The sequence below is a fragment of the Nocardia takedensis NBRC 100417 genome (assembly GCF_000308695.1).
GTDB classification, from domain to species: domain Bacteria; phylum Actinomycetota; class Actinomycetes; order Mycobacteriales; family Mycobacteriaceae; genus Nocardia; species Nocardia takedensis.
This window is the reverse complement of the sequence record NZ_BAGG01000109.1, coordinates 14,826-36,766: the sequence shown is the minus strand read 5'-3', so window position 1 is coordinate 36,766 and position 21,941 is coordinate 14,826. Positions and strand designations below refer to the sequence as shown.

The window sequence follows — 21,941 nt, the reverse complement described above, 5'->3', positions numbered from 1 at the left end:
GACCGGCGATACTCGCTGTATTCGATCTAGATCCGATTTGCACCGAACGGCACGAATTCCCGCTCGCGATCCGATGCCCGGCGTTGTCGTGTACGCGTTCCCGGTGACCGTGCTGTTCGGTCCGGCAGCTGAATCACGGCACGAAGGGTCGGTATGAAGAGCGAAAAACGCGCTTGGCTCGTGGCTTTGACGGGAATCCTGACGATGGTCGCCGGGATGGCGCTCGCGCCGTCCGCGTCCGCGCAGCCGCCGGGATTCCAGGAAGCGAGCGGGGAGATCCTGCGCGCCGACGGCGCGCCCTTGGTGACCGTGCCCGGCCCGGGCGGACCGGTGCCCGCGCGGTCCACGCGCCTGGTCTACACCAGCACCGACACCCACGACGCGCCGACCGTCGTGGTCGGGACGTATCTCGAGCCGACGGCGCCGTGGACCGGGCCGGGGCCGCGGCCCTTGGTCGCCTACGCGGGCGGCACGCAGGGGCAGGGGCCCGAATGCGCGCCGTCGGCGATGCTGTCGCAGGTGGTCCGGTTCCAGCCGCCCGCCGACGTGGTGTTCGAATACGACGTCATCGCCCTCTATCAATTGCTGGCCGCGGGCATGGCCGTGGTGATGACGGACTACCACGACTTCAACATCCCGGGCATCCACAACTTCATGAACCGCAAGACCCAGGGGTACGCGGTGCTGGACTCGGCGCGGGCCGCGTTGCGGATGCCGGGCCTGGACCCGCAGGGCCCGGTCATCCTCTACGGCTACTCCCAGGGCGGGATGGCTTCGGCGGCAGCGGCGGAACTGCAAGCGGACTACGCCCCCGAGTTGAACGTGCGCGGCGCCTACGTGGGCGGGCCGCTGGTGGGGCCGCAGGAGTACATCGCGCGCAGTGACGGCCGTCCGGGCGTCGCGCCCGCGATCGCCTGGGTCCTCAACGGCATCGCCGAGGACTATCCGGAGACCCGCGGCGAACTGGACGCCGCGCTCAACGACACCGGCAAGGCGATCCTGCGCGATTCGATCGGCAAGTGCGGCGGCGGTCTGTCCGGCGTCTTCGTGCAACCGCAGGACACCGCGCGGTGGACCACCAGCGGGCTGCCGCTGCCCGTGGTCATCGACGGCTCCCCGGAACTCAAGCGCGCCTTCGACGAACAGCGGCTCGGCGGGGTGGCTCCCGCCGCGCCCGTGCGCGTCTACTCGGCCAGGAACGACGAAGGCGCCACCTATCCGGCGGTGCGCGGGATGGCCGCGAGTTGGTGCGGCGGCGGGGCGGCCGTCCAACTGGACGCGGACCCGGGCGTCCCCGCGACGGGCGGCTTCCCCGGCACCCACGACCTGGCCTTCTTCCCCTCACTGGCGAGTTCGCAGCCGTGGATGACCGATCGTCTCGCGAATGTGCCGCCGCCGGTGAACTGCGCCGCCCTGCCTTAGCCCGGTTGAGTCTCCCGGCGTACGTGGACGGGCGGGCGTGAGGGGCGGAGCCCGCCGAGACCGGGTTTGACGTTGGCCAGGGACAGGTCACCGCCGTAGTGGTTGAGTACGCGGTGATCCATGACCGCCCGCCACAGCGGGGGGACCGCCGCCACCAGGACCATGGTGGCGTAACCGGCCGGAAGCTGCGGGGCCTGCTCGCAACTGCGCAGCGTCTGGTAGCGCCGACCGGGATGGGCGTGGTGGTCGCTGTGCCGTTGCAGATGGAACAGGAACACGTTGGTGACCAGACGGTCGCTGTTCCAACTGTCGCGCGGTGAGCACCGCTCGAATCGGCCGTCGGGCCTGCGCTTGCGCAGCAGGCCGTAGTGCTCGATGTAGTTGACGGTTTCCAGCAGCGCGATACCGATCACCGCCTGCGCGATCAGGAACGGCACGATGGCAGGGCCGAACGCCGCGATGAGCGCCGCGAACAGCGCCGCGCTCATCGCCCACGCCTGCATGATCTGGTTGTGCGGGCCCAACCAGCGCTTTCCTTTGCGGGCCAACCGTTCGCGCTCCAGGATGACCGCCGAGCGCAGACCGCCCCGCGCGCTGCGCGGCAGGAATTCCCACAGCGATTCCCCGAATCGGGCGCTGGCGGGGTCCTCGGGCGTGGCGACCCGGACGTGGTGGCCGCGATTGTGTTCGACGAAGAAGTGCCCGTAGGCGGATTGGGCCAGCGCGATCTTCGCCAGCCACCGTTCCAGATGTTCGGCGCGGTGCCCGAGTTCGTGCGCGGCGTTGATCCCGATGCCCGAGACGACGCCCATGGTGACGGCCAGACCTAGTTTGTCCGCGAGATCGAGCGCGGGATCCGCCCACAGGTGGCAGGCGATGAAAAGGCCGGTGATCTGCAACGGCAGGAAACAGTAGGTGCACCACCGGTAGTACCGATCCCGCGAGAGCGCCTCGTAGTCCCGCTCGCGCGGGGTGCTGCCGTCGTCGCCGATCACGAGGTCCAGCACCGGGATCAGCACGAAGACGATGATCGGACCGATCCACCAGAACACCTGGAGCCCGGTGTGTTTCACCAGCAGGCCGGGCAGGATGGCGCACCCGGGCGCGATCAGGCCCATCATCCACAGGTAGCGTTTGGGATCGCGTGCTTCGGAGTTCTCGAATACCATGACAGCCGCCAATGTCAGAGTTCTGAATTCTTCGGTTTCGGGAATTGTTTCCGTTTCGCGCCGAAATTTCCGAGTCGATGCGACGGCTGCTCGTCCTGGGCATCGACACGGAAAAAGGCCAATCAATCATATGCGGCGGATTCGTCGCGCCTTCCCTGATTCCCCGATACGCGACGGTCCGCCTCCGAAAACGGTACGCGGCGTCCGGAGAGACTGTCAACGCGCGAATCGAAGATCGCTCTTTCCCATTGTTCGCGTACGGGTCGCCTGCCGCGACGGGCGGGCAACGCCCGCTCCCGCGCCGATGTCCGTTTCGGGGTTGGTGATGTTACCGCTGGTAGAGCTGCACAGTGACCGCCGCGTCGATAGCCGTCTCCGCGAGCCGACGGACCCATCGTTCCCACACGCGGAGTTGTTAGCGAAGTCGAAGCACGATAGCGAATGTATTTCGTGACGATTCGATATCGACGCCCGTGGATTCCGGCGGAAATGGGCATTTCGGCGGATTCCGTGTGCCCGTTTCGAGTTCGTGCGGAACCGGTTGCGCACGCTGGTACCCGTCGATATGATCGTTTGTTCAAGCTGATCTCCGATATCGCACGGCGCGGTTCATTCCGCACAGCGCGGATCGGCGACAGCCGGTCGGTTCCACCGACCGCGGGCGGCTAGTCGGGAATTTCCCGGCTGTCGGGGTGCAACGAAATAGCCCGAGTCGACGAGCGCGATGGTCGTCTCGGAAAAGTACGGGTAGTTCTCGCTACCCCTCGAGGCTGTGCGGTGCAACCGATGAATCACAAGAATCCTTTCTCGCTGCGCGCCGACCGCGAACGCGGATCCGCGCCCACTCCTGACCGAACATCCCGGAATCGTCCGACGTGTCCGCACCGTCGGAACCGCCGTTCGCGACTCAAACATCCACGCCTGTGACGCCGCGCGGCCCCGGCTCCCACGGGAGCGGGTCGCACCGGGCTCCAGGTGATTCCCCGCGGTACCGACGTACCCGGTCACCGTTCACGCGGCGCGTAGTTCTCGCGCCCCTCGGGTGACCGCTCGTCCGGAACTCGCCGCGCCTCCAGCTCTGCCGAGCGTCCGCCGTGCTCCGCCGCGGCCCGGACGACCGGTCGGCTCGACACCGATGAACGTATGGAGATCGCATGACCACATCCCAGCGCAACTTCGACAGCTCGCCGTCGCGGTCCGATTCGACCCCGACCGAACCGGGTGGGCCGGATTCGGCACACGGTGCGGGCGCGAACGGCAGCGGGAACGGCAAAGCGCCCGAGGCGTCCGCGCCGTTGCGGCTCTCGGCGGCGCAGCGGGGTATCTGGTTCGCCCAGCATCTCGCGGGCGCGTCGCCGATCTCGGTGGCGCAGTACGTGGAGATCGACGGCGCGCTGGACACCGACCTGCTGGTGCGCGCGTGCGAGACCGCGAGCCGGGAATTCGGGTCGGGGCATCTGCACCTGGTCGAGGTCGACGGCGAACCGCGGCAGTTCGTGGACCACGACGAGGGTTCGCCGGTGACGGTGCGGGATCTGCGCGGCAGCGACGACCCGGTGGGCGCGGCGCACCGGGCGATGGTCGAGGACTACTCGCGTCCGCTGGACCTGCTCGCCGACCCGCTGATGGCGAGTGTGATCTTCCGGGTCGGGGACCAGCACTACCTCTGGTACCAGCGCGCGCACCACGTCGCGCTGGACGGGTACGCGGCGGTGACGATGCTGCACCGCATCACCGAGCTCTACAACGCCTGGGTGGCGGGGCGGACGCCGCCGCCGTCGAAGGCGAGCGACCTGAGCGAGGTCATCGACCAGGATCTGGCCTATCCGGGGTCGACGCGCTTCGACAACGACCGCGCGTACTGGACCGAACATCTGGCGGGCGCGCCGCCGGTGGTGAGCCTGGCGGGCCGGGTGAGCAAACCCACCATCCATCCGACGCTGGTCAGCAGGCCGTTGCCGGAGCGGACCGCGCGGCTGCTGGAGGAGGTCGTGAAGCAACGCGGGGCCAGCGTCGCGCCGATCATCGTGGCGGCGTTCGCGGCCTATCTGGCCCGGATGACCAACAGTGACGAGGTGTTGCTGAGCCTGCCGGTCTCGGGGCGGCATTCGGCGGTGCTGCGGCGCTCGGGCGGCATGGTGGCCAATGTGGTGCCGCTGCGGGTGCGGGTGGGCGGCCGCACCGTGGACGAGGTGATCTCGGCGGCGCAGAGCGAGCTGACCAGCGCGTTGCGGCGGCAGCGGTACCGGCAGGAGGACATCTTCCACGACATGGGGATCGCCCGTGACGAGGCGGCCTCGTTCGGACCCGCGGTGAACCTGATGATGGTGGAGAACGAGGTGGTGTTCGGGGAGACGACCGGTCGCCTGAACGTGCTGACCTCGGGGCCGACCGCCGACCTGTTCGTCAACATCTACCCGGGTGCGGGCAAAAGCAGCACCCACGTCGATTTCCAGGGCAATCCGAACATCTACACCCCGGCCGAGTTGGCGGCCCACCATCGGCGTTTCGTGCTGTTCCTGCGGGAATTCCTGGCGGGCGGCGCGGACACCCCGGTCAACGGGTTGTCGTTGCTCGAGCCCGAGGAGCGGGCGCGACTGCTGCCGGTGCGCGGTGCGCGCGGGACCTCCACCCGGCTGCTGCCCGACATCCTGGCGGCGGGCGCGGCCGAGCACGCCGAGTCGATCGCCGTCGTCGCCGAGGGGCGGACGCTGACCTACGCCGAGTTGGCCGCGGCGTCCTCGCGGTTGGCGCGGGTCCTGATCGGGGAGGGCTGCGGCCCGGACACCGCGGTGGCGATCGTGCTGCGGCGCTCGGTGGAGTCGATCGTGGCGGCTTGGGCGATCGCCCAGTGCGGCGCGGCGATCGTGCAGATCGATCCGGCCTATCCGCCGCGGCGCATCGAGCACATGGTGGCCGACAGCGGTGCGCTGGTGGGGATCACCGTCGCCGCGCACCGCGATCGACTGCCCGAGTCGGTGCGGGCGCTCGTGCTCGACGACGAGCGGACCGCCGCGCTGTGCGAATCCGCCGCGAGCGGACCCCTCGGCGACGACGAGCGCACCCGCCCGCTGCGCGCGACCAATCTCGCCTACATGACCTACACCTCGGGATCGACCGGTCTGCCGAAGGGCGTGCAGGTCACCCACACCGGTCTGGCCAATCTCATCGCCGACCGGACCGCGGCCTTCGGTCTGGACGCGGATTCGCGGGTGTCCTACGCGCTCTCGCCGAGTTTCGACGCCTCGGTGGAGCAGTTCCTGACCTGTTTCGCGACCGGTGCGCGGTTGGTGATCGTGCCGCCGGAGGTGATCGGCGGCGAGAAACTGACCCGCCTGCTGGCGGAGACGGGGGTGACCCACCTGACGTTGACGCCCGCGATGTTGGCGACGGTGGACCCGGAGCCGTTGACCGCGCTGCGGGCGGTCGTGGTCGGCGGTGACGTGTGCCCGCCGCACGTGGTGCAGCGCTGGTCGCGCGACCGGACACTGCACAACGAGTACGGCCCCACCGAGGCGACCATCACCGCGACAGGCACGGTCGTGCGCGCCGAGCGGACCCCCGACGTCGGCGGTCCGATCCGCGGGGTCGCGGCGATGATCCTGGACCCGTCGCTGCAACCGGCGCCCAAGGGCGCCGCGGGCGAGTTGTACCTGGCGGGAGCGGGATTGGCGCGCGGGTACAGCCGGCTGTTCGGGCAGACGGCGGCCCGGTTCGTGGCGAACCCGCACGGCGCGCCCGGCGAACGGATGTACCGGACCGGCGACATCGCGCGCTGGACCGACGAGAGTGGTTCGCTCGCACTGGAACTGCTGGGGCGCGTCGACTTCCAGGTCAAGATCCGGGGCTACCGGATCGAACCGGGGGAGATCGACGCGGCGCTGAGCGGCCACGCCGATGTGGACCAGTCGGTCACCGTGCCGGTGCGCAACAAGGCGGACGCGCTGGTGCTGGCCTCCTATGTCGTGCCGGTGCGCGAGCATGTGCTCGATCCGGCCGAGTTGGAGCGCTTCGCGCGCGGATCGCTGCCGCCGCACATGGTTCCGGCGGTGATCGTGCCGCTGACGAGCCTGCCGGTGAACGCGTTCGGCAAACTGGATCGCGCCGCGCTGCCCGAACCCGTCTTCGACGCCGCTCCCGCCGGTCGGGAGCCCTCGACACCGCGCGAGGTCCAACTGGCCGACCTGTTCGCCGAGGTGCTGGGCGTGCACCGGGTGGGTGCGGACGACAGCTTCTTCGCCTTGGGCGGCGACAGCATCCTGTCGATCCAATTGGTGGCCCGGGCCAAGGCGGTCGGCCTGGCGTTCTCCACCCAGGCCGTCTTCGAGCAGAAGACCGTCGCGGCGCTGGCCGCGATCGCGACGGAGGCGAGCGAGGACACCCGGTTGGCCGAACTGCCGGGCGGGGTGGTCGGCGCGGTGCCGCTCTCGCCGATCATGCACGCGATGCTCGACCGCGGCTATTTCGACCGCTTCTCCCAGGCGGCGCTGGTCGAACTCCCGGACGGGATCGCACACGACGATCTGATGCGCGCGCTGGCGGCGCTGCTGGACCGCCACGACATCCTGCGCGCGGTCCTGCGCGGTGACACGCAGGGGGAGCCGTATCTCGACGTCCGCGAGCCCGGCACGGTGGACCCCGAGTCGACGTTGCGCACCGCGCACCTCGAGACGCGAGAAGAAGCCGAGGTGGACGCGCACCTGCAAGCGGCCGCCGACCGACTCGACCCCGGGGCGGGTGTGCTCGTGCAGTGCGTCCGACTGATCGATCGCGACCCGGACGCCCCTGATCTGCTGTGGCTGGTCATCCACCACCTCGCGGTCGACGCGGTGTCGTGGCGGATCGTGCTCACCGATCTGGCGCGGGCCTGGCAGCGGCTCGGGGCGGGCCAGGACCCGCATAGCGATCCCGAGACCACTTCGGTCCGGCGGTGGATCCACGGTCAGATCGAGCAGGCGCCCGCCCGGCGCGCGGCCGAGCTCGACCGGTGGAAAGACGTTCTCGCCCAGGGTGATCGACTCATCGGGGCGCGCCCGCTCGACCCCGCCGTCGACATCGGCGAGACGGCGGGCCGGGTCCGACTGCGCATCCCGGCCCGGGTCACCGAGGCGATCCTGACCACGGTCCCGGCCCGCTTCCACGGCGGACCGAACGACCCGATCCTGGCCGCGCTGGCCTTGGCGCTGGCCCGGTGGCGCGACCGGCGCGGCCACCCGCGGGGCAGCGAACTGATCTCGCTCGAGGGCCACGGCCGCGAGGAGCAGGTCGTGCCGGGGGCGGACCTGACCGCGACCGTCGGCTGGTTCACCACCCGCTTCCCGGTCCGCCTCGACCTGGACGGACTCGACCTGGACGACGCCTTCGCCGGCGGCGCGGCCGCGGGACAGGCGATCAAGTACGTCAAGGAGCAGTTGCGCGCGGTGCCCGACAACGGGATCGGCTACGGCATGCTGCGATACCTGGACCCGGTGGGGCGCGCCGAACTCGGGGCCGTGCCGGACCCGCAGATCAGCGTCAACTACCTGGGCCGGGCGGTGAGCGGGGAGTATGCGGGTCCGTGGGCCCCCAGCACCGAGTTCACGGGATTGACCGGCACGGTCGACCCGCGCATGGCCATGCCCGCCGTGCTGGACATCAACGCGATCGCGGTGCCGGGCTCGGACGGGCTGGAACTGGACGCCACCTGGGAATTCGCCTCCGAGATCCTCAAGCCCGCCGACGTCGAGGAATTGGCCGAACTGTGGGAGCGCGCGCTCGAGGCGTTGGCGAACCACGTCGCCGCCGCCGACGCGGGCGGCTACACCCCGTCGGATTTCCCGCTGGTCACCGCGAAGCAGGACGACATCGACGGCTGGCTGCGGGACTACCCGTCGATGATCGACGTCTGGCCGCTGACGGCGTTGCAGGCCGGTCTGCTGTTCCACGCGCTCTACGACGGCGACGGCGTGGACGGCTACATCGTGCAGGCCGAACTGGCGCTGGGCGGCACCGTGCATCCCGACCGGATGCGGCGGGCCGCGCAGATCCTGATCGACCGGCACGACAGCCTGCGGGTGGCCTTCGTCGAATCCAGTGACGGTCCGCGCCAGATCGTCTCGCGCGATGTCCGCGTCGACTGGCAGTACACGGATCTGACCGGCATCGCCGATCGCGAGGAGCGCGAGCGGGAACTGGAGCGACTGGCCGCGCGCGCCACCACCGCCTTCGATCCCGCCCGTCCGCCGCTGGTGCGCTTCCACCTGGTGCGCGCCGAGGAGGCGGAGTTCCGCCTGGTGATCACCAACCACCACATCGTGCTGGACGGGTGGTCGATGCCGTTGATCGTGGCCGACCTGCTGCTGCTCTACATCGCCGACGGCGCTCCCGACGCGCTCGGGCCGCAGCGGTCCTACCGGGACTACCTGCAATGGCTGCACGTACAGGACCGCGACGCCGCGGCGGGCGCGTGGCAGCGCGCGCTGGCGGGCATCGAGGGACCGACGCGGGTGACAGGCAGGCCGGACCGCACGGCCACCGCGCGCAACGCGGCGGTCGATTTGAGCCTCGACGTCGCGACCACCGACGCGATCCTGGGCCTGGGCCGCTCGCACGGCGTCACCGCCAACACGGCCTTGCAGGTCGCGTGGTCGCTGCTGCTGACGATCATGACCGGGCGCTCGGACGTGGTGTTCGGCAACACCGTGTCCAACCGGCCGCCGCACATCCCCGGCATCGAGACGATGATCGGGCTGTTCATCAACACGCTGCCGGTGCGGGTCCGACTCGACCCCGGCGAGAGCGTCGCCGACCTGCTCACCCGCACCCAGGCCGACCAGGCGGGCATGCTCGACCACGTCCACATCGGGCTGGCCGAATTGCAGCGCACCACCGGCATCGCCGACATGTTCGACACGGTGACGGTGCTCGAGTCCTATCCGCTGGACCGCGAGGGCCTCAAGCGCAGCCTCGCCGACGCCGGTCTGGCCTTCGTCGACCTGGTCGCCCGCGACGCCACGCCCTATCCGGTGAGTTTGCAGGTCACCCCGCCGCGTCCGGTGCGGGCGGGCCGCTCCGACAGCGGCGAACCGGGCGCGTACCTGCTGACCCTGCGCTACTCCACCGACCGGCTGAGCCCGCGGGACGCGCGCTCGCTGCTGGAACGGTTCGTTCTGCTGGTGCGCCAGATCGTCGCCGACCCCGGCACACCGGTCGCCGCCCTGGCCGCGGGCGCGGAAGACGAACGCGCGGAACTGTTCTCGGTACGCGGTCCCGAGCCCGTCGCCGAGCGCACCCTGCGCGAGATCCTCGCGGACACCGCCCGGCGGTACCCGGAGGCGGTGGCGGTCCGGTCCGGGCCCGTCGCGCTCACCTATCGCGAACTCGACCGGCGCGCCGAGCGGGTCGCCGGCGAACTGATCGAGCGCGGCGCGCGCCCGGAGACCTTCGTCGCGCTCGCGGTCCCGCGCTCGGTCGACCTCGTCGTGGCGATCTGGGCGGTGGCGAGGACCGGCGCGGCCTTCGTCGCCCTCGACCCCGGCAACCCGGCCGAACGACTGGCCGAACTGCTGGCCGACTCGCGCAGCGCGCTGGGCCTCACGGTCGACGCGGTGGCCGCGAAACTGCCGCGGACCGTGGACTGGCTGTCCCTGGACGACCCGGAGCCGACCTCGCGCGCCACCGCGCTCGGCGCCCCGCGTCCCGACAACGCGGCCTACGTCATCTACACCTCCGGGTCGACGGGGAAGCCGAAGGCGGTGCACGTCGCTCATCGCGGTCTGGCCGACCTGGTGGCCGCGCAGGCCGAATCCTTCCGCGCCGGACCGGATTCGGCGGTGTTGCAGGTCGCCTCGCCCGGATTCGACGCGTGCGTGTCCGAACTGCTGCTGGCCCACAGCGCGGGCGCGGCGCTGGTGATCGCGCCGCCGGAGGTGTACGCGGGCGAGGATCTCGCGGAACTGCTGCGCGCGCACCAGGTCTCGCACGCCATCATCACCCCGTCGGTGCTCGACACGATGGACCCCGCCGCGCTCCCGTCGCTGACCACGGTCGCCGTGGTCGGTGAGGCCACCGGCTCGGACACCGTCAGCCGCTGGGGTTCCGGGCGCACCCTGATGAACCACTACGGACCGACCGAGACCACGATCTGGGCGACGGGAACCGACGCCTTGCACCCGGGCGACCCGGTGTCGATCGGCGGCCCGATCCGCGGCGTGTCGGCGATGGTGCTCGACATGTGGCTGCGACCGGTCCCGGTCGGCGTCGCGGGCGAACTCTATCTCGGCGGGCCCGGACTGGCCCGCGGCTACTTCGACCGGCCCGACGTGACCGCGGCCCGCTTCGTGGCCGACCCGAGATCCACCGGCGGCGAACGGGTCTACCGCACCGGCGACTCGGTGCGCTGGGTGCGCGGCCCGCACGGGCTGGAACTGCGCTACCTCGGACGCAACGACCAACAGGTCAAGATCCACGGTCTGCGAATCGAACCCGGCGACGTCGACGCCCACCTGGCGCGTCATCCCGCCGTGTCGAACGTCGCGACCGTCGCCCAGCAGGGGCCCGCGGGCCAGCCGATCCTGGTGTCCTACGTGGTGGCCGCGCCGGAGGCGGAGTTGGACGTGGCGAGCCTGCACGAGGATCTGGCGAACACGATGTCGTCCTACATGAACCCCACCGCGATCGTGGTGCTGGACCGGATGCCGGTGACCGCCACCGGCAAGATCGATCGCGCGGCGTTGCGCGAGCGCGCTTTCGAGTCGGAGGCGACCGGCGGCAGGCCGCCCGCCACCCCTGCCGAGAAGATCATGGCCCACCTGTTCGCGGAGGTCCTGAACCTGGACGCCGTCTCGGCCGAGGACAACTTCTTCACCCTCGGCGGCGACAGCATCGTCTCGATGCGGTTGGTCGCGCTGGCCCGCTCCGCCGGACTGACCATCACACCGCGCGACGTCTTCCAGGCCAAGACGGTGGCCGCGCTGGCCTCGATCGCGCGCGGCGAACCGGCCGCGCCCGGCGGCGCGCTGCCCGCGCCGTGGGCAGGACCCGACGCGCGGGGCCGGGCCTTCCGCCCCTCGGATTTCCCGCTGGTCGCGCTGACCCAGCACGACATCGAAGGCCTCGACCAGCACTACGAGGCGCTGGCCGACGTGTGGCCGCTCTCGCCGATGCAGTCCGGTATCCACTTCCACTCGATCTTCGATCCCGAGGCGGCCGACGACTACACCGTCCAGACCATGATCGAGTTCTCCGGCGAGATCGACGCCGAGCGGTTGCGGCAGGCCGCCCAGGCGTTGGTCGACCGCCACGACATCCTGCGCGCCGCCTTCGCCGAGACCTCGGCCGGGCCGTGTCAGATCGTCGTGCGCCGGGTCGAGGCGCCCTTCCGCGAGGTCGACCTCGACGCCGTCGGCGATCCGGACATCGCGACCGATCCCACGGAGTTCGCCCGCGCCGAGGCCGCGGCCGGCTTCGACCTGAGCGCGCCGCCGCTCATCCGGTTCACGCTGATCCGAGTGGGCGAGGCCGACTACCGGTTGCTGGTCACCAACCACCACGTCATCCTGGACGGCTGGTCGATGCCGCTGCTGATGCGCGAACTGCTCGAGTACTACGGTGCGCCGTCGCTGATCGAATCCGCCGCGCCCGCGTCGTCCTACCGCGACTACCTGGTCTGGCTCGGACAGCAGGATCCGGCGAGTTCCCGGGAAGCCTGGGCGCGGGAATACGCGGATGTCGACGCGCCCACCCGGGTCGCGCGCACCGCGCTCACCGGCGCGGTCACCGCCGCCGAGGTGGACGCCGAACTCCCGGCGGCGCTGTTCGCGCGCCTGCGCGACGTGGCGGCCGACGCGGCCGTCACCATCAACACCGCCCTGGGCGTCGCGTGGGCGCTGAACCTGCGCGTGCTGACCGGGGAGACCGAGGTGCTGTTCGGCTCCGCGGTCTCGGGCAGGCCGCCCGAACTGCCGGGCGTGCACCAGACCCTCGGCATGTTCCTCAACACCATCCCGGTGCGGGTGCGGCTCGAACCCGACCTGCCCGCGCGGGAACTGCTGAGCCGGATCCAGGAACAGCACGCGCGGATGCTGGACCACCACTACATCGGGTTGCCCGACATCCACCGCAGCATCGGCGTCGCCGAACTGTTCGACACCGCGCTGGCCTACCAGTCCTTCCCGCTGCACGAGGACGCGTTGCAGCAACTCGTGGACTCCGCGGGCCTGCGTGTACAGGGCATCACCGGGATCGACGCGACCCCGTACCCGTTGAGCCTGGTCGTCGCGCCGACGCCGGCGTCGGGACTGCGGATGACCCTGCGCTTCCGCGAGGACGCCTTCGACGCGCCCGCGGCCCGCGACATCCTGGACCGCTTCGTGGAACTGCTGAGCCGGATCGCCGAGAACCCGGCCGTCCCGGTCGGCGCGATCACCCCCGGCGAGCACAGCCCGGCGTTCCCGCCCGCGACCGAGGACGACGTGCCGGCGACGCTCGCGGACCTGTTCGCGACCGTCGCCGCGCGCACACCCGAGGCGACGGCGCTCGTGCGCGGCGCGATCTCCCTGACCTACGCCGAACTCGACGACCGCTCGAACCGTCTGGCCCGACTCCTGGTGCGGCGCACCGGCGCCGCGCCGTCGGTGGTGGCCTGCGCGCTGCCGCGCGGACCGGAGGCGGTCGTGGCGATCTGGGCCGCGGCGAAGGCGGGTATCGCCTTCGTGCCGATCGACCCGAACCTGCCCGCCGAGCGCATCGGTTTCGTGCTGGCCGATTCCGGTGCGGCACTGGGCCTCTCGGTCGCCGAATCGCGGGATCGGTTGCCCGACACCGTCGACTGGCTGGTCCTGGACGACCCGGCGACCCGACGCGAACTCGACGCGACCGCCGCGTCACCGGTCACCGACGCCGAGCGGGGCGGACCGATCCGCGCCGACCGGACCGCGTATGTGATCTACACCTCCGGGTCGACCGGCACGCCAAAGGGCGTCCGCGTGGGTCAGCGCGGCCTGGCCGCGCTGGTGGCGGCGCAACGCCGCGAACTCGGCGTCGACACCGCCTCGCGGGTGCTGCAAGTGGCCTCGCCCAGCTTCGACGCCTCGCTGTTCGAGTTGCTGATGGCCCACGGCTCGGGCGGCGCGCTCGTACAGTCGCCGCCCGACGTGTACGGCGGGCCGGAACTGGCCGAACTGATCCGCCGCGACCGCGTCACGCACGCCGTGCTGACGCCCTCGGCGCTGGCGACGATCCCGACCGAAGGGCTCGACGGACTGCGGGTGCTGGCGACCGCGGGGGAGGCCGTCGGGCCGGAACTGGTCGAGCGGTGGGCCCCCGGGCGCACGATGGTCAACCTGTACGGGCCGACCGAATCCACCATCTGGGCCACCGGCAGTCGGGCGCTCGTCCCGGGCGAACCGATCACCATCGGCCATCCCGTCGGGCCGGTCGCCACCGCGGTCCTCGACACCTGGCTGCGGCCCGTGCCCGAGGAGGTCGCGGGTGAGCTGTACCTGTTCGGCGCGGGACTGGCCGAAGGGTACGTCGGTAGGCCGGGACTGACCGCCGCGCGTTTCGTGGCCTGCCCGTTCGGCGCGCCGGGCGAACGCATGTACCGCACCGGCGACCTGGTCCGCGGCGACGCCGCGGGCGGTTTGGAATTCTTGGGACGCAACGACTTCCAGGTCAAGGTCCGCGGCGTGCGCATCGAATCCGGCGAGATCGACGCGGCATTGGCCGCGCACGCGAACGTCGCCTTCGCGGTCACCGTGCCGCGCGGCGGCGACCGCCGCCCGGTGGTGCTGGTGTCCTACGTGGTGCCCGCCCCCGGCACGACCGTGTCCGGAGAGAGGTTGGCCGCCGATCTCGCCGAGGTGCTGCCCGCCTACATGCTGCCCGCCGCGGTCATGGTGATCGAGGACGTGCCGTTGACCGCGACCGGCAAACTCGATCGCGACCGACTACCCGAACCGGAGTTCGCCGCACCGGAATTCCGCGCGCCCGTCACCTGGACCGAGGCCGTCGTCGCGACCGCCTTCGAGCAGGTGCTCTCGGTCGAGCGCGTCGGCGTGGACGACGACTTCTTCGCCCTCGGCGGCGATTCGCTGTCCGCCTCGCTGGTGGTGGCCCGGGTGGGCGCGGCCCTGGACGTGCGGGTACCGGTGCGCTCGCTGTTCGAGGAGCCCACCGTCGGCGGCTTGGCGGCCCTGGCGGGCACGCTGACCGGTGGCGCGCGCGTGCCGCTGAGCGCCGCCGCGCGCCCCGAACCTGTCCCGCTGTCACTGGCCCAGCAGCGGATGTGGTTCCTCAACCGCCTGGAACCGGATTCGCCCGTCTACAACATCCCGGTGGTGCTGCGCCTGTCCGGCCGGTTGGACACCGCGGCCCTGGACGCGGCGCTGCGCGATGTGATGGCCCGCCACGAAGTGCTGCGGACGGTCTATCCGGAGACCGACGGCGAACCCCGTCAGGTGGTGCTCGACGATCCGCAGGTCGAGATGACCCGCACGCGGGTGCCGCTCGAGACGGTCCGCGAGGTGGTGGGCGCGTTCGTGCACCGCGGTTTCGACGTGACCGCCCACGTGCCGATGCGGATGGGCCTGTTCGAGATCGACCGCGACGGCGACACCGGGCAGTACCTGCTGGTGCTGGTGGTCCACCACATCGCGGGCGACGGACAGTCGATGGGTCCGCTCTCGCGCGATGTGATGAGCGCCTACGCCGCGCGCCTGGAAGACCACGCGCCGGTCTGGGAACCGCTCGAGGTCCAGTACGCGGACTACGCGCTGTGGCAGCGTCAGGTGCTCGGCGCGGCCGAGGACCCGGAATCGCTGATGCACGCGCAACTGGCGTTCTGGCGCTCGACCATGGCCGACGCGCCCGAAGTGCTCGACCTGCCCTCGGACCGTCCCCGTCCCGAGGTGGCCTCCTCGGCTGGTGGTCGACTGCCGATGGAGATCGACGCGGAATTGCACGCGCGCCTGGTCGCGCTGGGACGGTCGCGCGGCGCGTCGCTGTTCATGGTGCTGCACGCCGCGCTGGCGGTGCTGTTGAGTCGGCTGGGCGGCGCCGAGGACGTGGTGATCGGGACGCCGGTCGCGGGCCGCGGCGAACAGGGCCTCGATGATCTGGTCGGCATGTTCGTCAACACCTTGGCGCTGCGGTCCCCCGTCGACGGCGCGCAGTCCTTCGCGGACCTGCTCGAACAGATCCGCGAGACCGACCTGCAAGCCTTCGACCACGCCGACGTGCCCTTCGAGCGGGTCGTGGAGGATCTGAACCCGCGGCGTTCGGCCGCGCACCATCCGCTGTTCCAGGTCGCGCTGGCCTTCCAGAACCTCTCGGGTGTGGAGGTCGCGCTGCCCGGCGTCACGGTGTCGCGCGCGGACCTCGACATCGGGACCTCGCAGTACGACCTGCAATTCGTGGTCTCCGACTCCTACGCCGACGGGGCCGCCGCCCAGGGCATCTCGGGCATGATGATGTACGCGCGCGACCTGTTCGACGAGGGCACGGCGGCGATGTTCGTCCGGCGGCTGACCCGGATCCTGGCGGCCGTCGCGCAGGATCCGACCGTGGCGGTCGGCGACATCGACTGGCTCGACGCCGACGAGCGCGCGGATCTGCTGTCACGGGTGGGCGCACCGGCGGCGACCGAGGCGCTGACGCTGCCGGAGGTGTTCGCGGCGGCGGTGCGCGCGAACCCCGACGGTCCCGCCGTGCTGGCCGGGGACACCCGACTGACCTACGCGGAACTGGACGACCGGTCGAACCGGTTGGCGCGGTTGCTGATCCGCTCCGGGGCGCGTCCGGAGCGGCGGGTCGTGGTCGCGCTCGAACGCTCGGCGGATTCGGTCGTCGCCTGGTGGGCGGTGGTGAAGTCCGGGGCCGCCTACGTGCCCGTCGACCCGGGCTATCCGGCGGCGCGGATCGAGCAGATGGTGACGGATTCGGCGGCGACACTCGGGGTGACCTCGATCGCCGCGCACGCCGCGCTGCCCGACACGGTGAACTGGGTCGTCCTCGACGACGACGCCGTCGACGCGCGCCTGGACTCCTTGGCGGCCGGACCGATCGAGGTCGACGAACGGCCCCAGCCCCTGCGCGCGGCCGACGTCGCCTGGGTGATCTTCACCTCCGGTTCGACCGGTGTGCCCAAGGGCGTGGCCACCACGCACGCGGGCATCGCCGACTACATCGCCGCCCAGCGCGCCGTGCCCGACCTCGAATCGGGTTCGCGGGTCCTGCATTTCGCCTCGCCCTCGTTCGACGCCTCGCTGCTGGAGATCCTGCTCGCGGTCAGCGCGGGCGCGGCGCTGGTGGTGGCGCAGGCGGGGATGCGCGGCGGCGAGGAACTGACCGACCTGCTGCGCGCCGAGCGGGTCACCCACGCGTTCGTGACCCCGGCCGCCCTCGCCGCCATGGACCCGACGGGGTTGGACGATCTGCGGGTCGTGATGTCCGGCGGCGACGAGGTCCCGGCGGATCTGGTGCAGCGCTGGGTGGGCGTCGAGGACCGCGCGTTCCGGGTGCTCTACGGGCCGACCGAATCCACGATCGTGGCCACCGCGACGCCTCCGCTGCGGCCGGGCGACCAGGCGACCATCGGCGGCCCGGTGCCGGGAACACGGGCCGTGGTGCTCGACGCCCGCCTGCGGCCCGTACCGGTCGGGGTGAGCGGTGAGCTGTACCTGGCGGGTCCGGCGCTCGCGCGCGGCTACCTGAACCGGATGACCGTCACCGCGGGCCGATTCGTCGCCGATCCGTTCGGTGCGCCGGGACAGCGCATGTACCGCACCGGCGACCTGGTCCGCTGGAATTCGGCGGGCGCGCTGGAATTCCTGGGACGCAACGACTTCCAGGTCAAGATCCGCGGCTTCCGCGTCGAACTCGGCGAGATCGACGCCCTGCTCGGCGCGCGGCCGGAGGTGAGCTTCGCCGTCACCATCGCCCGCCGCGACGGGTCCGCCCCGCTGCGACTGGTGTCCTACGTGGTCGCGCCCGGGGGCGTCGAGGAGGACGACCTGCGCGCCGAACTCGCCGAACGACTGCCCGCGCATATGGTGCCCGCCGCCGTCGTGGCCCTCGACGAGATCCCGCTGCTGCCCAACGGCAAGCTCGATCGCCGCGCGCTGCCCGAACCGGTGCTGCGCACCAAGCGATTCCGCGCGCCGTCCTCGCCGGTCGAGGAGATCGTGGCGGGCGTGTTCGCCGAGGTGCTCGGCCTGGACCGGATGGTCGGCGCCGACGACGACTTCTTCGACCTGGGCGGCAACAGCCTGGTGGCCACCCGGGTCGCCGCGCGCATCGGCGCGGCGCTGGACACCACCGTCCCGGTGGGCATGATCTTCGGCGCCTCGACGGTCGCGCAACTGGCCGCGCGCGCCGAATCCCACACCGGCGACGCCCGCGTCGCGCTGACCGCCCGACCGCGGCCCGCGAACATCCCGCTGTCCTACGCCCAGCAGCGGATGTGGTTCCTGAACCGCTTCGAGCCCGACTCGCCCGCCTACAGCATCCCGATCGTCTTCCGGCTCAGCGGTCGGCTCGACGTGGACGCGCTGCGCGCGGCGATCGAGGACGTGGTGACCCGACACGAGGTCCTGCGCACGATCTACCCGCAGGTGGGCGGTGACCCGGTGCAGGTCGTGCTGCCCGTCGCGCAGGCGCTCGGGCCGCTGACCGCCACCGCCGTCACCGAAGCCGAACTGGCGCGGGCGGTGGCGGCCCTGCTGGCCACCCCGTTCGACGTGACCGCCGAGATCCCCTTCCGGGTGCGCCTGTTCGACCTCGGATCCGACGAATGGGTGCTCGCGGTGGTCCTGCACCACATCGGCGGCGACGGGTCCTCGCTGAACCCGCTGGCCCGCGACATGATGAGCGCCTACGCGGCCCGGCTCGAGGACGAGGCCCCGGCCTGGACGCCGCTGCCCGTGCAGTACGCCGACTACGCGATCTGGCAGCGGGCGGTGCTCGGGTCCGAGGACGATCCGCGGTCGCTGCTGCGCGCCCAGATCGACTACTGGACCGCGCAACTGGCCGATCTGCCCGCCCTGCTGGAACTGCCCGCCGATCGCAAGCGTCCGTCCACGCAGAGCTACGCGGGCGACACGATCGCGTTGACGGTCGGCGCGCCCCTGCACGCCCGGATGGATCAGGTGGCCCGCGCGCACAACACGACGCTGTTCATGGTCTTCCACGCGGCGCTGGCCGCCACGCTGGGACGCCTGGCCCGCACCGACGACGTCACCATCGGCACACCGTACGCGGGCCGCGGCGAACCCGAACTCGACGACCTGGTCGGCATGTTCGTCAACACCCTGGTCCTGCGGACCCGGATGAGCCCGGACATGTCCTTCACCCGCCTGCTCGAGCAGGTGCGCGAAACCGACGTCGCCGCCTTCGGACACGCCGATGTCCCCTTCGAACGGTTGGTGCAGGAATTGAATCCGGTGCGCTCGCACGCGCACCACCCGCTGTTCCAGGTCATGTTGGCCTTCCAGAACCTCGGCTCGACCGATCTCGAACTGCCCGGCCTGTCGCTCTCGGCGCTCGAGGCCGAAACCGGGTCCTCGCTGTTCGACCTGCAATTCACGGTCTCCGACACCTACGACGAGACCGGCGCGCCCGCGGGGCTGACCGGCGCGGTCACCTACGCCACCGACCTGTTCGACCCCGAGACGGTGCGCACGCTGGTCGACCGCCTGCTGCGGTTGCTCGACACGCTCACCGCCGACCCGACGCGCGGGGTGTACGAGGTGGATCTGCTCACGCCCGCCGAACGCGAGGACGTGCTGGTGCGGTGGAACGCCACCGAGGTGGCCCTCGAACCGGCCGACACCTTGGCCGCCGTGTTCGCGCGCTCGGCCGAGCGGTACGCCGAGCGCACCGCCGTGATCTTCGGCGAGCAGTCGTTGACCTACGCGCGGTTCGCCGCCCGCGTCAACCGGCTCGCGCGCTGGCTGATCGGGCGGGGTGTCGGACCGGAATCGCTGGTGGCGCTGCGGATGCGGCGTTCGTTGGACCAGGTCACCGCGATGTACGCGGTGCACGCGGCGGGCGGCGGCTACGTCCCGGTCGACCCCGACCTGCCCCCGGAACGCGTCGACTACATGCTCGCGACCGCGGACGCGGCGGTGGTGCTGTCGAGCCTGGACGGCATCGACCTGTCGGGTTACGACGACGGGCCGATCACCGACGCCGAACGGGTGCGGCCCCTGCGACCGGACGACCTCGCCTACGTCCTGTTCACCTCGGGATCGACCGGCCGCCCCAAAGGCGTCGCGGTGCCCAACAACGCCGTGCTCAACCAATTGCGCTGGATCATCGGCGCTTACGAGCTGACCGAGCGGGACGTGGTGTTGCAGAAGACGCCCGCCACCTTCGACGTCTCGGTCTGGGAACTGTTCGCCACGCTGGCGATCGGCGCGCGGATGGTGATCGCGCGTCCGGACGGCCACACCGATCCGGCCTATCTGGCCGAGACGATCGCCGCCCACGAGGTGAGCGCCACCTCCTTCGTGCCCTCGATGCTGGCGGTGTTCGCCGACTCCGTTCCGGCCGAGTCGCTGCGCTCGTTGCGGGCGCTGCTGGTGGGCGGCGAGGCGTTCGGTCACGAGGTGCTGACCGCGGCGCGGCGGGTGCTGCCCGACGCGGTGCTGCACAACCTGTACGGCCCCACCGAATTCACCCTGCACGCGACCGCGCACAGCGTCGACGCCGCCGACGACGGGCACATGCCGATGGGCAGCCCGGTGTGGAACGCGCGGGCATACGTCCTGGACGCGCGGTTGCGGCCGGTCCCGCCCGGCGTCGCGGGCGACCTGTACCTGGCGGGCGCGCAGACCGTGCGCGGCTACCACGCCCGGCCGGGACTGAGCGCCGAGCGGTTCGTGCCCGACCCCTTCGATCTCGGGCAGCGGATGTACCGCACCGGCGACCTGGCGCGCTGGCAGGCCGACGGCGAACTGGACTACCTGGGCCGCACCGATTTCCAGGTCAAACTGCGCGGCCTGCGCATCGAACTCGGGGAGATCGAGGCGGTCATCGCCGAACATCCCACCGTGGCGCGCGCGATCGCGGCGTTGGCGAACACCGACGGCCTCGAATTCCTGGTCGTCTACCTGGTTCCCGCCGCGGGGGCGGTGATCGACACCGACGAGGTGCTGGCCTTCGCGGCCACCGAACTGCCCGCCTACATGGTGCCGACCAGCGTCGTGGTCCTGGATTCGGTGCCGCTGACCAGTTCCGGCAAGCTCGACCGCAAGAAGCTGCCCGAACCGGTGCTCACGGTCGGCGAGTTCCGCGCGCCGTCGTCGTGGCTGGAAGAGGAGGTCGCCCGGGTCTTCGAGCACGTGCTCGGCGTGCCGCGGGTCGGCGCCGACGACGACTTCTACCGGTTGGGCGGCAACTCGCTGCGCTCGGTGCAGGTGGCGGGCGAGCTGAAGAAGGAACTGGACTTCGAGATCCCGCTGCGCTGGATGCTGTCGGATCCCAGTCCGGCCGATCTGGCCAAGCGCATCGAATCCGGTATGCGCGACGGCACCGACCCGGCGGACCGGTCGGCGCTCGGCCTCGAGGTCGTGCTCCCGATCCGCGCGGGCGGCGCCGGACGGCCGCTGTGGTGCGTCCACCCGGCTTCCGGGCTGGCCTGGTGCTACTACGGCTTCGACAACCATCTCACCGCGGATCGGCCCGTCTACGGACTCCAGGCGCCGCGGATCGCCGGCGAGGACCCGGGGCCGAGGACCATGGCCGAGATCGCGGCCCGCTACGTCCGCGAGATCCGCGCGGTCCAACCGGAGGGACCCTACGACCTGCTCGGGTGGTCGATGGGCGGCGTGATCGCCCACGCGGTCGCGGGCCTGTTGCGCGAGGCGGGCGAGCGGGTCGAGTTGCTGGCGATGCTGGACGCCGAGGCGAGCGGGATCGACGGCGAGTCGGTCACCACGATCTCGGCGGGCGAGTTGGTCAGCAATCTGGGGCCGGTGATGGGCATCGATTTCGTGAGCCCCGACGCCACGGCCGAACAGGCGGCCCGGCAGATCGCCGAACACCTCGGCGACGGCATGGCGGTGGACGCCGCGACCCTCGAGCGCCTGACCGACGCCTACAACGATTACATCCGCGCGGCGGCGGACTGGGAACCGCCGGTGGTGGACTGCGATCTGCTGTATTTCACCGCGGCACGGGACCGACGCGCCGACGCCGAGGGCCACGACGGCTGGCGGCCCTACGTGCGCGGCGAGATCACCGAGGTCGAGGTCGACGCGGCGCACCTGGAGATGACCGATCCGGCGGCGATCGCCCGGATCGCCCGGATTCTCGACGAGCGGGGCGAATGACCACCAAACGGTGATCATCCACAGACCGAGCGGTATCGAA

3 protein-coding genes are annotated in these 21,941 nt (G+C 71.3%); 2 read left to right on the top strand and 1 reads right to left on the bottom strand.

The features are described from left to right. Window positions 1–153 precede the first annotated feature (153 nt). Window positions 154–1,422, top strand: coding sequence for a lipase family protein (locus ON30_RS23340; RefSeq protein WP_051029839.1), 1,269 nt, complete (start codon window positions 154–156; stop codon window positions 1,420–1,422). Here the strand turns inward: ON30_RS23340 and ON30_RS23335 are convergent. After that, window positions 1,419–2,591, bottom strand: coding sequence for an alkane 1-monooxygenase (locus tag ON30_RS23335; RefSeq protein WP_051029838.1), 1,173 nt, complete (start codon window positions 2,589–2,591; stop codon window positions 1,419–1,421). The genes ON30_RS23340 and ON30_RS23335 overlap by 4 nt on opposite strands. Window positions 2,592–3,745: 1,154 nt before the next feature. On the opposite strand from ON30_RS23335, the gene ON30_RS23330 reads away from it, so the two are divergent. After that, on the top strand, window positions 3,746–21,901 hold the full coding sequence (locus ON30_RS23330) for a non-ribosomal peptide synthetase (protein WP_040710149.1): 18,156 nt from the start codon (window positions 3,746–3,748) through the stop codon (window positions 21,899–21,901). The last annotated feature ends 40 nt before the right edge of the window (window positions 21,902–21,941 follow it).